The sequence below is a fragment of the Rahnella sikkimica genome (assembly GCF_002951615.1).
Lineage (GTDB): Bacteria > Pseudomonadota > Gammaproteobacteria > Enterobacterales > Enterobacteriaceae > Rahnella > Rahnella sikkimica.
In genome coordinates this window covers 1,219,952-1,233,599 of record NZ_CP019062.1, presented here as the reverse complement: position 1 = coordinate 1,233,599, position 13,648 = coordinate 1,219,952, and the positions used below count along the sequence as shown (strand labels likewise).

Sequence of the window (13,648 nt, the reverse complement as noted above, 5' to 3'; positions counted from 1 at the left end):
CATTACCTCAGGGTTGAGATGTCGGACGGTCTGGCCCCGGCAGGATCAGATGCGCGTCGTCATGGGGATCAACAGCCGTCACGCTGCCTGCATGGGCGAGGATCGCCGGTATCCGTTCACGCCATAAACGCCACAGCAGTTCGGGCGAGCGGTCGTCCGCCAGTTGCACTATCGTCGCGGTATCGGTGGACGCGCGCGCAATTTGCTCGCTGGCTCTGGCATGAGAAACCTGTAAAGCGCGGTCGGCCGACTGAACGGCGTCCTGATGAACGCGCGCCGCCTCATTACGGGCGCTGGCGATGTTTTGCTCCGCCTGCTGACTGGCCGTCAGCACCGCATTGAACGCATCCACCGCCGACGGCGGCAGCGACGACTGCACGTCAACGCGGCGGACTTCGATACCGGTGCTGCTCCCTGCCGCCCTCAGCCCCGCGAGTTGCTGATTAATGCCCTGACGCAAATCGCCGCGCAGCCGTTCACGGCGTTCGGCGATATTGCTGCCGTTACCCACCATTTCCGGCCGGGCGACCAGAATGGTGTCCAGATCCCGTGAGGCACAAATCGCCACTGCCGCATGTTCAGTTAAACGGTCGAGCGCCAGTAACACGTGTTCCCCTTGCAGCACAAACGCCACCGGATCGGTGATCACGTAGTACACCTGCACATCCAGCTGAACCACGCCGGAATCTCCGGTCAGCAGATATCCCGCCCCGGCGACGGCATCACTTTTCTCGCCACCGGTATTATTCCACGCGGGCACAATGTCGGTTCTCAGCAAGGCGGTCACATGATGCTCGATCACCCGATCGGCGGCGGGCAGGATTTCCACCTGTTCCAGCGGTTCCGGCCATGCCAGCAGCAGCCCGGCACCCGCCGTGCGCGAAACCGCACCAAAACGCATGACCACCGCGCGCTTATCCGGCTCTATCTGCCGGACGTTGGAAAACAGCCAGCTCGCGGCGGCAATCAGCGTCATGGCGAACAGCGCCAGATACGCCATGCGCCCCGCCTGAAACCACGCATTTCCCTGAAAACGGGATAACGGATTCATGGATGCGGTCCGTTAGTTGAAGCGGCGGGTAATGCCGGCGGGCCTTCGACCAGTTGCCGGAACGGTGCCGCATCCGTGCCCAGCACCAGTTGCGTACCCGGTGTGATCACGTTGCTGAGCGTATCGAGCGAACGCAGCAGATCGTACAGTTGCGGATCCCCTGCGCGGGCTTTGGCATAAATGGCCGCACTCTGCACCTGTCCCTGCGCTTCAATATTGGCCGCGTTAACTGACGCATCCGCTTTAATCACGCGGGCGTCTCGTTCAGCGGAAGACCGGATTTCAGCCGCCTGACGCTTACCTTCGGCAGAACGCTCGGTGGCGATGGTTTCCCGCTCCGCCCGCATCCGATCCACGGTGGCATCTAACGTCACCGACGGCAGCGTGAGCCGTTCAACGCCGACCTGTACCAGTTCGATGCCGTAGCTGTCGAGCAGCTGGCGTGCGATCTGGTCATGCAAATGCTGTTCAAAGCCGGAAAGCCGGATTTTGCTGGCGTCGGTATTTACCAGGTCAGCCAGCGCAAAACCGCTGGTGGTGGTTTCCAGCGCCGAGCCGATAAACGTCCTTATCTGCGCGGCCGCCATATCCGGCTGATTTTGTACCGCACGGATAAAACGCTGCACGTGCTGAGGATCGTTTTTCACCTGCCAGACGGTATACGCCTGCACGATAATCCGCAGGCCGTCGCGCGTGCCGACATCCTGCAAACCGCTGGATGTGGTGCGGATCCGCAAATCCACCGGAATCGCCGTTTCCAGCGGAACCGGCAGATGCCACGCCAGCCCCGGTTGCAACAGCACGCGCACCGGATTACCAAAGCGTGTTATCACCATTGCTTCGCCTGAACGCACCTGCACCAGACAGGCAGTGGCGGCAATCAGCGCCACCAGCACGGTGGCAATCGTGACACGCCGCCAGAGCTTGGGTGCCGCCGGGCCGGAATGATGGTGGTGGTGATGATGCCCGGCACCGTGATGATGTCCGTCATGTGCGTCGTGGTCGTGGCCTTCAGGTTGTTGGGAATCACTCACCGGGTCGTCTCCGCTTTGACAGAATGCGCCGCTTTATCCGCTCCGGGCGTAAATGGCAGGGTAAAATTTCTCAGATCCAGCACCGGCGGCGTCCCGCCACCCATGCGGTGATCAACAATCAACACCTTCGGATGCTGCTGCATCGCCAGCGTCAGTTGACGGAAATAACGCTCGGTCAGGAATGACTGACCACCGGCCTGATACGCCTGATTTTCGGCATCAAAGGACAGCGCCATGACCTGCGCCTGATCCAGATTTTCATGATTTTGTGCGGTGGCCGTATCCAGTGCCAGACGGGCAAATTGCTGGGCGGCATTCAGCTGTTGCGCCGCCTGGCCTTTCTCACCGGCAATCGCGCTTTGCGCCAGAATTTGTGCCGCCTGCACGCCGTGATACGCGTCGGCCGCGCCCGCAGGCGGATGAATCGACTCAATCACCGTCGCCAGCAGTTCCACACCGCTGTTGAGATGATCAAGCTGCGCCTGCACTTTCTGCCCGATATCACCGGCCAGACGGGTCTGATCGCTGCCCAGCAGGCTGTCGAGCGTGCGCGAGGAAAAATCATGCACCAGCACCTGATTGGCAATACTGCGGATCAGCACCGGCATATTTTCGGTGTGATAAAGGCTCGCCATCGCCGCATCATCGTTCATGGCGATGCGGTACACGAAGCGGACGTCCATATTCATGATTTGAAAACTTTGCCGGTCATTCGCCGCGCTGGCGATGATTTGTGATTTGTCGCTGCTGTGGCCGGAATCCCATAACCGGTTTGCGCTCTCCGGCGCGGGGCCTTCGGCGGTGTCTGCCACTGCGACGGACGTGGCAGTCACCGGCTCTTCAGAACCGGTGGTGAGTTCATGCACTTCCCCGTTATCGACCATCAGCGTGCGACCAAATGGCCACGGCAGCCCGGCGTGTAAACCGGGCTGCCGGACGGCCACCGGTTTGCCGAAGGATTCATAAATTCCACGCTGCGTCAGCGGCACCTCGCTGATACCCGTCAGCATCCAGCCGGTCAGCAGCAAAAACGCGCCCAGCGGCAACACCGCGCGGCGCATAAAACGGAATGCCCAGATCTGGCGGAGATCGATACCAAAATGCTGATGCAGTTCTTTCTGCACAAACTGTAACGGGCGCGGTGGCCAGCAAAGTTGTGCCGCCAGCAAACTGCCTGCAATGAACTCCGGCTCTTTGTCCTCACGCGGAGGTGAAAACACCGCCATCAGCGCCCGCAGGAAAAGCTCCAGCGCCACCAGCGCCGGTAGCCATCCGGTGAGCACCAGCAAATGCGCAGGCCAGACCGTCGTACCCTGGGCAAACATCAGCGCCAGCGCACTCAGTAAAAAGACGGCGATAATCATACGCAGCAGCGGTGCCAGTTTTGCCGCTTCCGGCCATTCCAGCGGATTTTTTAGCGTCCAGTGACGCTCAAGCACCAGCACGGCAAAGGCGCAAAGGATAAAGACAGAACCGGCGAAATACCCGGCCTCACTGGCGAGATTTACCGGTAACGGCAACTGCCACAGCAGCGCGATGAGCCCTAATGCAGCCATGGCCGGAAATGCCTGAAAGAACACGTGGGCATCGACATAACGCAATACCGGCTGCATCCATGACCGGGAGGCGAGACGCTGAGTAAATCCGGGGGGAATTTGCGGCCCGACGAGACCATGACCGGAGGCAAACTGTTGCTCGCGCCAGCGGGTAATGCGCCGGGCGCATTGCAGCGAGGCCGCACAAACCCACATCGCCGCCATAATATTGCCGGTCACCCACGGCCAGACCGACTCCGGGGAGACCATATAGAGCATCAGTAATATCAGATACAGCACGCTGCTGATCACCATAATGGCGTGGAGCAGCCCGTTCAGCCAGCGCGTGTGGGAGGCGGCTGACTGAAAGCGCAACTGTTTGCTGGCGTCGTCCGTTCCGGATGCCTTGTTTATGCTCATGTCCGCTCCGGCAGAGGAGAAAAAATAACCCGCCACGCTGGCTATGCGCCAGTGCGTGCGAGAAAACTGAGCGTAACCGTATAACATTACAGAATTTTCGGCGATATGAATTTAGCCGCTTTTTTGCCACTAATTGTAAGCGTTTATCTGCCGGGGCGACGGCCGTCATGCGCACCGGTGGTCGGGAGTTTTAGGTCAAAAAAAGGTGCCGTTTTGAGCGGCACCTGTTGAAGGTCAGAGGTTATCTTCCGCGACATAATATTGCGGGTCATCCAGCTCGTGGCTGCAAAACGGCCCGGCTTTTTTGAGCAGACTGATGCAGTCATTGCTCAGATGACGCAGACGGATGGTTTTACCGGCATCCAGATACCGTGCGGTCAGCTTATCAATTGCCTCAACGCCGCTCGAATCCATCACCCGCGTCCCGGCGAAATCCAGCACCACGTTTTGCGGATCGTTCTCCGGTTCAAACAGTTCAGAAAACGACGCCGCCGAGCCGAAGAACAGCGGCCCTTCCAGCTTATACACCGTCAGCTCACCCTTGGTTTTCTTCTCGCGGATGCGGATACGCGCCTGCTGCCAGGCAAAAACCAGCGCCGAGATAATCACCCCGCTGATCACCGCCACGGCCAGATCGGTGAAAATCGTGATCACAGTGACAATCAGCATCACCAGCGCGTCGGCTTTCGGCATACGCCGCAGACGGCGCAAAGAACTCCACTCGAACGTATTATAGCAAACCACCAGCATAATCCCGGCCAGCGCCGCCACCGGCAACAGGCCGATATAACCGGACAAACTCACCACAAACAGAATCAGCAAAATCGCGCCGACCGTCCCGGAAATCCGCCCGCGCCCGCCCGACGTGAAGTTAATGATCGACTGCCCGATCATCGCGCAACCGGCAAAACAGCCGAACAGACCGCAGATTGTATTGCCCGCACCCTGCGCGATACTTTCGCGGTTCCCGTTGCCTTTATGGCCGCCCATTTCATCGAGCACCGTCATGGTCAGCAGCGATTCAATCAGCCCGACCAGCGCAATCACCACTGCATAAGGCAGCACCACTTTCAGCATTTCCAGGCTGAACGGCACGACCGGCAGGCTAAAATGCGGTAATGCGCCGGAGATATCCGCCAGATCGCCGACCCGCAGCGTGTGCAGGTTAAAACCAATCGCCACGGCGGAAACCACAATCAGCGCCGCCAGCGACGACGGGATGATTTTGGTCAGTTTCGGGAACAGCACGACGACCAGAATCGCCAGCAGCACCAGCCCGTACATCAGCGGCCCCTGCCCGGCAATCATTTGCAACTGCGCCAGCATAATGACAATCGCCAGTCCGTTCACAAAACCGTGCACCGCTGGCAGCGGCACCAGCCGGATAAACTTTCCGAGCCGGAACACGCCGATCAGAATCTGAATGACACCGGCAAAAATCGTCGCCCACAGCACGTAACCCATCCCGTGCTGCGCGGCCAGACTCATCAGCACCACCACGATCGAGCCCGCAGCGCCCGACACCATGCCCGGTTTTCCGCCAAACAGCGCGGTCACCAGCCCGATGATAAAAGCGGTGTGCAAGCCGACAATCGGCGATAACCCTGCGACCAGCGAAAACCCGACGGCCTCCGGGATCATGGACACGGCCACAACAAATCCTGCCAGCGTTTCGTTTTTGACTGCCGACAACTTCACACCACGCGGGCTAAACATAAGACATCCGGTTTACTTCCAGTCAGTTAAAAAATTGTGACAAGTATCTAAAAATGGCCGGAACGAGGCAAGGTTTAATCAATCCGGTCAATGACGTATCGCCGATGTCTCGCCCTCACAACCGGATCGAGAAAAATGTCGTTCTCGTGTATAATGCGGGGAATTATGGTCATTACATCGCGCAATTACATTTAATTGCTTGATAATTAAGATATTAAGGTGAGAAAAACATGGGATTCAAATGCGGTATCGTCGGCCTGCCGAACGTCGGTAAATCTACTCTGTTCAATGCGCTGACCAAAGCGGGTATCGAAGCAGCAAACTTCCCGTTCTGCACCATCGAACCTAACACCGGCGTCGTGCCAATGCCCGATCCGCGTCTTGACCAGTTGGCCGAGATCGTAAAACCGCAGCGTATCCTGCCGACCACCATGGAATTCGTGGACATCGCCGGTCTGGTAAAAGGCGCGTCCAAAGGTGAAGGCCTGGGCAACCAGTTCCTGACCAACATCCGCGAAACCGAAGCGATCGGCCACGTTGTCCGTTGTTTCGAAAATGACAACATTATCCACGTTAACAACAAAGTGGATCCGGCTGACGACATCGACGTCATCAATACCGAACTGGCGTTGTCTGACCTTGATACCTGCGAACGCGCCATTCACCGCGTGCAGAAACGTGCCAAAGGCGGCGATAAAGACGCCAAAGCTGAACTGGTTGCGCTGGAAAAATGCCTGCCACAGCTTTCCGAAGCCGGTATGCTGCGTGCGCTGGATCTGACCGAAGAAGACAAAGCGGCTATCCGCTACCTGAGCTTCCTGACGCTGAAACCGACCATGTACATCGCGAACGTTAACGAAGACGGTTTTGAAAACAACCCGTACCTCGACATCGTGCGTAAAATCGCCGAAGCAGAAGGTTCTGTTGTCGTTGCCGTGTGCGCCGCGGTTGAATCTGATATCGCCGAGCTGGACGACGCCGACCGTGAAGAATTCATGGCCGAGTTAGGTATTGAAGAGCCGGGCCTGAACCGCGTGATCCGCGCCGGTTATGAGCTGCTGAACCTGCAAACTTACTTCACCGCTGGCGTGAAAGAAGTGCGCGCATGGACCATCCCTGTCGGTGCTACCGCGCCACAAGCCGCAGGTAAAATCCACACTGACTTCGAGAAAGGCTTTATCCGCGCACAAACCATCGCGTTCGAAGACTTCATCACCTACAAAGGTGAGCAAGGCGCGAAAGAAGCCGGAAAAATGCGTTCTGAAGGCAAAGAATACATCGTCAAAGACGGCGACGTGATGAACTTCCTGTTCAACGTCTGATCCGCTTTTGACGTCTCAGTCTCCCTGAGACGGATGAAATACCTGAAACCCATGCGAAAGCGTGGGTTTTTCTTTTTACAGCGTCTCGGAGTGTTTCGCGGGAGCGCAGTTAAAAAGCGGTGCCCAGTGAATGATCTTACGCAGTCAGAAATTAACCTTTAGCTCTCACCGGCCAGTTCGTGACAAAGCGCGCCGATCTGCTCCACGGCATTGAGCAAATGGGGCGACGGTTCGTTCGCACAATTTAGCCGCAGGAAATTTTCTAATTCCGCACCGGGAGAAAACAGTGAGCCGGGGCAGACACCAATGCCCAGCGCCAGCGCGCGACGATACACCGTCCATGCCTTGACCTGAGGCGGAAGTTCAACCCACAACAGGAAACCGGCTGCTGGCACGGCAACACGCGTGCCCGGCGGAAAACTGGCTTCGACCCTTGCGATGACGGCTTTTACCCCCTCAGAGACACGAAGCTTCAGACGCCGCAAATGACGCTCGTAGTCCCCGCTGGCCAGCATCTCGCTCGCGGCGGCTTCCAGCAGCGGTGAACCTGCCCAGTCTCCGGCCATGCGCGCCTGCAATACTTGCGTGTGGTAGCGCCCTGCCGCAATCCAACCGACCCGCCAGCCGGGGGCAAGGGTTTTGGACAATGAACTGCAATAAATCACACTCCCGCTTTGATCGAACGCCTTGCAGGCCGGAGGACGCTGCCCCTCACCGGCCAGATCCCCGTACACATCGTCCTCAATTAATGGGATACCTGCACGTTCAATCAGAGCAACCAGTTCCTGTTTGCGCGTGACGGGCATACTGGCACCGAGCGGGTTTTGCACCGTCGGTGAAGCCAGCACGGCAGCGGGACGGTGGCGCTCAATAGCCTCGGCCAGAGGGGCCAGTAACACGCCTTCCGTCGGATCCGTGGGAATTTGCAATGCCTTCAGGCCTAAATCCTCCAGCAGCAGGAGCGTGCCAAAGTAGGCGGGCTGCTCAATCGCCACAACATCACCCGGCTGACACACTGCCCGGAGAGCCAGACGCAGCGCCTGCGTCGCGCCCGTCGTGATGACCAGATCATCGGCCCCAAAACGGGCACCCCACTGTGCAGCACGCAGGGCGATATTTCTGCGCAGATCTGCACGCCCCGGCGGCAGGCTGTAGCTCTGCCCGCGGGCTTCAAGGCGACGGCTTACCGTTTGCAGCGCCCGCTGTAGTGTCTCTGTGGGCAGCCATGCGGGATCGGGCAGCGCGGCGCCAAGTGGCACCAGACGGGCTTCTGAACGACTGAATATTGAACGGGCTACGGCTGACATCGTCACCGGAACCGGGCCAGATAAAGGGGGTGAATGCGGTCTGCCCTGCGGTGTTTTAATCTGGCAGACAAAGTAGCCCGAACGCGGACGCGCAACAATCAGCCCCTCAGCCTCAAGGCAGCGGAGTGCTTCCAGTGCCGTGGGGAGGCTGACTTGCTCGCGTTCGGCCAGTTTACGCGCGGAGATCATCCGGTCGCCGGTTCGCAACGCACCGGACTCAAGGGTCAGGCGAAGCATTTCAGCAATCCGGCGGTAATGTGGGGAGGACAGAGGTGGGACGGACATTGCGATCTGTACAGGCTGATTTTCGATAAATCTGACTATACAGACAATGATGTGCTCCTTCTATAGTGTCTGACCTGATCAGATAAGGAGGCATTATGCATAGCGAGAACTTCGACCTTTCAACTTATTTTCGTCGTATCAACTATACCGGACAAGCAGCCGCCGATACCGCCACGCTGCACGCACTCATGCGCCATCAGCTCTTTTCGGTGCCCTTCGAGAATCTGGATGTCCAGGCCGGTAAAGGGGTCTCACTGGTGCCCGAAGACATAGCCGATAAACTGCTGCAACGCGGCCGGGGCGGATACTGTTATGAGGTCAACGGGCTCTTTGCCATGGCACTGGCGGCTTTAGGTATTCCCTACCGTTTCATTGCGGCGCGTCCGATGTTTTACCCTGCGCGCCGTCCGAAAACGCATATGGCGTTAATTGCTGAAGTAGATGGCCGTCAGTGGCTCTGCGATCTGGGGTTCGGCAGCTACGGTATTCGTGCACCGGTGGCCTTAGACCTGACAGATACCGACATCGTGCAGGATTTCGATACTTTCCGGCTGACCCGTGACGCGAATAACGCGTACCTGCTACAGGCGAAGGTGGAAGGCGAATGGGCCAGTCAATACGGGTTTGACCTCTCCCCTCAGGAGTGGATTGACTTCGCGCCGGCCAACTACCTCAACTCCACCCATCCTGATGCCATTTTTGTGCAGAAGTTACTGGTCGTGCAGCATGGCTCCGGGGGGCGCCTGATTTTGCTGGGTGATGTACTCAAAACGGTCACCGCTGATGGCGTCAAAACGCAGCAACTGACGAAAGACGAAATTGCCGGTGTACTAAAAAACCGCTTTGCTCTGCCTGTACTGCAATAAATCGGGATGACGGAGGGATCCTCAGCACTACACAAACTTAACGGCTGATTCGTTTTGATGTCTTCATGACGTTTTAAGTAACGTCATGAAGACTGACGAACCTGAAAACATCCCTGCCATTGCGTGGATTTTGACGTCTTAACATCCGGACTGCGACTTATCTTATTCATTTACATGAAAATTCCTAACAGCCTTTAAAACCCTCCAGATTTACATTCAGAAATACTTCATTTCCGTAAAAGAGCCCAATCCCGAACATTAACCCTTCTGTTAATCAGGTTTCTGAGTAGAATCACGCCAACATTAATTTGGCTTAAGTTTGTTTTCTCACGTCATTTCGCCGCCTGAGGTGACGTGATAACGGACTCATGCACAGGAAGTCACCGGCTAACGGCCTGTGGAAAAGGGAATTGAATAATGAGCATTCAGGGATTGATGCGTAAGTATTAACACCGGCAGTTTGAATCGGGATGCGGAAATTCAAAATGGAACTTGATTATGTGTGATAACAAGAAAAGCGAAGGCACTGAACTTGGGTTGAAAATTGTCATGATCATTGCCGTGGTTATCTTCTTGATATGGGTATTATGGAACGTTGTGGTTTCAATGATCCCGACCGTAGGCGGCAGTTTTGGCGCGGGTTTCCCCGGCGGTTCCGGTGGCAGAGCTATCCGGGATGTTGAAATCGACGTAGAACCGCAGGTTATTTATCGCATTGATGGCCACCGTTTCTTTACGCTTGAAAAATATATGGATTGTAACCTTGGAGGATTTGTTTATTACAACGACACCAAGAAAAAAATTAAGGTGCTTGCTGGTCCAAAAGGGTCAGATCAAGACCCCCAAGATGAAATTTCAATTTTACAACCTAATGGCCCTCTTTCTTTCTCTGGCAAGTTTATTTATGCAGCCAGGGACGATGTAATTGCTTACCTTGAGCGACATGAGAATTCAAAATATGGACTTGTAACTTACTCTATCGTATACGCCGATATTAGCACCCCTTCAAAAAATGCGAGATTCGAGGTTTCGCCGTCAATTTACAATACGAATACCGTCACAGACGATGCTGTTTATGTTCAGGTGTCAAATCGAAAAGAACAATATCAGAAATACTCTATTCCTAAAAAATCGGATGATCCTGAGTGGATTAGTTCCTCAGATGTTAAATTCAACAACGTATCTCAGGATGACCATTTTCATTGTGACAACACGATTAAACCACGACGCGTGAAATACATTTCTAACTAACAGGGAGTTAACGAAAATGACAATATCCAACAGTAAAATGGAACTTGATTATGAGTGACGAAAAGAAAAATGAAGGCAATGAACTTGGGTTGAAAATTGTCATGATCATTGCCGTGGTTATCTTTGTGATATGGGTATTATGGAACGTTGTGGTTTCAATGATCCCGACCGTAGGCGGCAGTTTTGGCGCGGGCTTCCCCGGCGGTTCCGGTGGCAGAGCTATCCGGGATGTTGAAATCGACGTAGAACCGCAGGTTGTCTATCGCATTGACGGTCATCGTTTTTTTACTCTTGAAAAATACAAAGACTGTAGCAGCGGTGGATTGGTTTATTACAATGATACTAATAAAAAAATAAAGATATTCGCAGGGCCAAAAGGCGGAGACAAAGAGCCTCAAGATGAAGTATCAATGAGCCAGGTAAATGATACGTTGGCGTTTAAAGGTAAATTTATTTTTGCTGCCAATGACAACATCATTGCATATCCAACCAGAGATGTTAATTACAAGTATGGGAACTCAACATTTTTTATAAGATACACTGACGTCAACAACCCATCAAATATAACAAGCAGTGGCGGAATATTCATAGATGCAATTGCAACCGTAACCAATGACGCCATTTTTATACAGGATAGTACAGTCTCTAAATACAGCAAAAAAATTAAAATCCCGCAAAACAATGTAAATAATTACGAATTAGTTTCACCTTCAGATGTTAATTACCCTTCAAGATCAAAAGATGATCATTTTCATTGTGATAATAATATTAAACCAACACATGTAAAGTTAATTTCTAACTAACAGGGAGATACATAAATGGAAAAAATAATCGGTCCTACGCGTGAAGCATCTTGCGCCTTTGATGACAACGGAAAACCACAGTTCAGGAGCAGTTTGTCTCCCAAGAATGTACAAGTTAGGGCTGAATGCAAACTTCCTCCACATTATCCTGGCATTATTATTTTTGTGCACGGAGTAAACTCTACCGGAGAATGGTTTTCAATCGCTGAAGAGAATATTTGCAAGGGATTAAATACCCGTTTAGGGCTTGAAGGAACCCCCTATACTTTGAAACCCAATCAATATAATTGTGACGTTCCCTCTGATTTTGATAATTATAAGAAAGACAGAAAACTGCTCAATGCAGGAAACTCTCCGATAGTCCGCTTTTACTGGGGATACCGCTCAGCAAAGGGGGAAGAAGACAGATACCTCATTCCGCTGGTTAACCGTCAGAACGAAAATTACCGCACGTTAAAAAAACAGGGACTGAAGCCTGAAGCGCTGCAGGCCAAAGGACCGTGGTTCTGGGGCGGAGGCCCGTTCCAGAACGGCACCAACAATCTGGTTTCTCTGTGGGGGGAAACCGGATTTAATGCAAAATTACGCCATATTCCCATTACGGTACAAGACTTTGCCCCTGATTTTGACCGTTTACTGTCCAGTGCACCCCCGCGTAAATATTACGCTCATACCGCTAAACGGCTGGCCGATTTACTGGATTTAATTCGGGTAAAATACCCGAGAGATACCGTGAGTGTTATTTCTCATAGCCAGGGAACCATGATCGCGCTCGGGGCAGCAGCTCTTGCAAACAAAGCACCGGATGCATTATTCATTCTTAATTCACCTTATGCGATGGAAACAAAGTCGACCGATTATTTTTCTCTGCCGGATAATGAAATTATATCTGACAAAGCACGCGAACAAACACTGGAAGCCATCATCAATAAAATTGCTGAGCGTGCAACTTTTCTGACGCCTGATAAATATAAAGATTTAATTGTTGGGAAATCTGAAGAAAACAGCCCCTGGACTCCGTTGATAAAACATAAGTCAAATATCCCTCAGGTCACTACAACTGAAATGTCTGAGTATGATTATGTTTCTTCAGGAAGGACCTATCCGGCAGTTGAAAAACAGCAGCGAAAAGAAACCACGACTTCGGACCGATGGATATCTGAGAGAGATAATCATGGACGATTTTATATCTACTGCAACCCACACGATCGTGTGATGGGGTCATCGCCATTGTTGAGTCTTGGATGGCAAGGTTTACCCAATTCAGGATTTGATCAAAAACCTCATAAATTACTCGGAGCACATAAAAAGCATCTATTCCAACGAATGATGGCACGAGCCACCCCATGTGGTGGAGCGCTAAATGCCAAAACCCCTTTCTGGCTTTTACCAGATGGAAAACCATTTTGGGATGATGGCGGAGATTTGCTGACTTACTCAACGCCTAATTATCAAACTATCGATATCAATGCTGAAGAGGTGAAAGAACCTATTCTGGCATCAACGATGGTGGACTTTGATATGAAGCGCCCAGGAAATGGTGACCATTGGGATAAAAATCCTATTTCTAAAAAAGGGGATGGATGGGGACAAAATAAGCCAAACGGTGCCCCCAATGACGATACTTTCGAGAACTATGTGTCGCTGTACCCAAAAATTCAGATACCAACCGGTAAGTATCTTCCTACAGGGAGAGATTACCCAAAAGTAGAACCAGAGATGAGACGTGAAACCGACGAGGAACGGCGCACCCGCGTAGGCGCGTATATATCACAGCCCACCGACCATAGCACGTGCCCAGTAGCCCAGAATTTATGTCGCGAGTAGCCGCCTTCGATTTACCGATCGGCTTCTGTGATGCGACCTGGGACAAGGCATTTATGGCAGAACTGCGGGACAGAGCAGACTGGACCAAAGGCTATGACAACTATTTTAATAACGGTGAGTTATCCGTCCCGCCGATTCCATCCATTATTTCTACAGAAACCCTGTCAGAAGTAAAAAAAGCAGAATTCGAAGAACGCATCCGAACTAAAGCCAGGGAATATGGTTATTAAC

At 53.4% G+C, this 13,648-nt stretch carries 11 protein-coding genes; 6 read left to right on the top strand and 5 right to left on the bottom strand.

The genetic code is table 11. The features are described 5' to 3' along the window. Positions 1-7: 7 nt before the first annotated feature. From hflK (BV494_RS05595) to BV494_RS05580, 4 genes are all read right to left on the bottom strand, one after another. Entirely contained in the window at positions 8-1,051 is a 1,044-nt protein-coding gene (hflK, locus tag BV494_RS05595) for a protease modulator HflK (protein ID WP_104921952.1), read from the bottom strand. Next, the gene (hflC, locus tag BV494_RS05590; protein ID WP_104921951.1) at positions 1,048-2,085 is read right to left on the bottom strand and encodes a protease modulator HflC; all 1,038 of its coding nucleotides are present in this window, start codon (positions 2,083-2,085) and stop codon (positions 1,048-1,050) included. Before hflC ends, hflK (BV494_RS05595) begins: the two co-directional genes overlap by 4 nt. After that, on the bottom strand, positions 2,082-4,040 hold the full coding sequence (hflK, locus tag BV494_RS05585) for a protease modulator HflK (protein ID WP_104924720.1): 1,959 nt from the start codon (positions 4,038-4,040) through the stop codon (positions 2,082-2,084). The genes hflC and hflK (BV494_RS05585) overlap by 4 nt, the downstream gene beginning before the upstream one ends. A 234-nt stretch (positions 4,041-4,274) precedes the next feature. After that, on the bottom strand, positions 4,275-5,756 hold the full coding sequence (locus BV494_RS05580) for a SulP family inorganic anion transporter (protein ID WP_104921950.1): 1,482 nt from the start codon (positions 5,754-5,756) through the stop codon (positions 4,275-4,277). A gap of 230 nt (positions 5,757-5,986) precedes the next feature. Between BV494_RS05580 and ychF the strand changes: the two genes are divergently transcribed. After that, positions 5,987-7,078: a redox-regulated ATPase YchF gene (ychF, locus tag BV494_RS05575; protein ID WP_104921949.1), complete on the top strand. Its 1,092-nt coding sequence runs from the start codon at positions 5,987-5,989 to the stop codon at positions 7,076-7,078. A 158-nt stretch (positions 7,079-7,236) separates the two neighbouring features. On the opposite strand, the gene BV494_RS05570 is transcribed toward ychF, so the two are convergent. Then, positions 7,237-8,670 carry an aminotransferase-like domain-containing protein gene (locus BV494_RS05570; protein ID WP_104921948.1) on the bottom strand — a complete coding sequence of 478 codons (1,434 nt, stop codon included), beginning with the start codon at positions 8,668-8,670 and terminating at the stop codon, positions 7,237-7,239. Positions 8,671-8,765: 95 nt separating this feature from the next. Here BV494_RS05570 and BV494_RS05565 point away from each other — a divergent pair, with 95 nt between their 5' ends. From BV494_RS05565 to BV494_RS26040, 5 genes are all read left to right on the top strand, one after another. Next, positions 8,766-9,536 (top strand): arylamine N-acetyltransferase family protein, encoded by a 771-nt coding sequence (locus BV494_RS05565; protein WP_104921947.1) that lies wholly within the window; start codon positions 8,766-8,768, stop codon positions 9,534-9,536. Positions 9,537-10,034: 498 nt separating this feature from the next. Further along, positions 10,035-10,787, top strand: a complete 753-nt coding sequence (locus BV494_RS05560) for a T6SS immunity protein Tli3 family protein (protein ID WP_104921946.1) — start codon at positions 10,035-10,037, stop codon at positions 10,785-10,787. Positions 10,788-10,837: 50 nt separating this feature from the next. Continuing rightward, positions 10,838-11,590, top strand: coding sequence for a T6SS immunity protein Tli3 family protein (locus tag BV494_RS05555; RefSeq protein ID WP_104921945.1), 753 nt, complete (start codon positions 10,838-10,840; stop codon positions 11,588-11,590). Between the two features lie 15 nt (positions 11,591-11,605). Beyond that, a complete protein-coding gene (locus tag BV494_RS26045) occupies positions 11,606-13,417 on the top strand; it encodes a T6SS effector phospholipase Tle3 domain-containing protein (protein WP_226790039.1) in 1,812 nt (603 codons plus the stop codon). Continuing rightward, a complete protein-coding gene (locus tag BV494_RS26040; protein ID WP_226790038.1) occupies positions 13,405-13,647 on the top strand; it encodes a hypothetical protein in 243 nt (80 codons plus the stop codon). Before BV494_RS26045 ends, BV494_RS26040 begins: the two co-directional genes overlap by 13 nt. Position 13,648: the final 1 nt, after the last annotated feature.

What these genes read in the sequence shown, in the direction of transcription:
- hflK (WP_104921952.1), bottom strand. Translation starts at nt 1,051, where the DNA reads ATGAATCCGTTATCCCGTTTTCAGGGAAATGCGTGGTTTCAGGCGGGG.
- hflK (WP_104924720.1), bottom strand. Translation starts at nt 4,040, where the DNA reads ATGAGCATAAACAAGGCATCCGGAACGGACGACGCCAGCAAACAGTTG.
- BV494_RS05580 (WP_104921950.1), bottom strand. Translation starts at nt 5,756, where the DNA reads ATGTTTAGCCCGCGTGGTGTGAAGTTGTCGGCAGTCAAAAACGAAACG.
- ychF (WP_104921949.1), top strand. Translation starts at nt 5,987, where the DNA reads ATGGGATTCAAATGCGGTATCGTCGGCCTGCCGAACGTCGGTAAATCT.
- BV494_RS05570 (WP_104921948.1), bottom strand. Translation starts at nt 8,670, where the DNA reads ATGTCCGTCCCACCTCTGTCCTCCCCACATTACCGCCGGATTGCTGAA.
- BV494_RS05565 (WP_104921947.1), top strand. Translation starts at nt 8,766, where the DNA reads ATGCATAGCGAGAACTTCGACCTTTCAACTTATTTTCGTCGTATCAAC.
- BV494_RS05560 (WP_104921946.1), top strand. Translation starts at nt 10,035, where the DNA reads ATGTGTGATAACAAGAAAAGCGAAGGCACTGAACTTGGGTTGAAAATT.
- BV494_RS05555 (WP_104921945.1), top strand. Translation starts at nt 10,838, where the DNA reads ATGAGTGACGAAAAGAAAAATGAAGGCAATGAACTTGGGTTGAAAATT.
- BV494_RS26045 (WP_226790039.1), top strand. Translation starts at nt 11,606, where the DNA reads ATGGAAAAAATAATCGGTCCTACGCGTGAAGCATCTTGCGCCTTTGAT.
- BV494_RS26040 (WP_226790038.1), top strand. Translation starts at nt 13,405, where the DNA reads ATGTCGCGAGTAGCCGCCTTCGATTTACCGATCGGCTTCTGTGATGCG.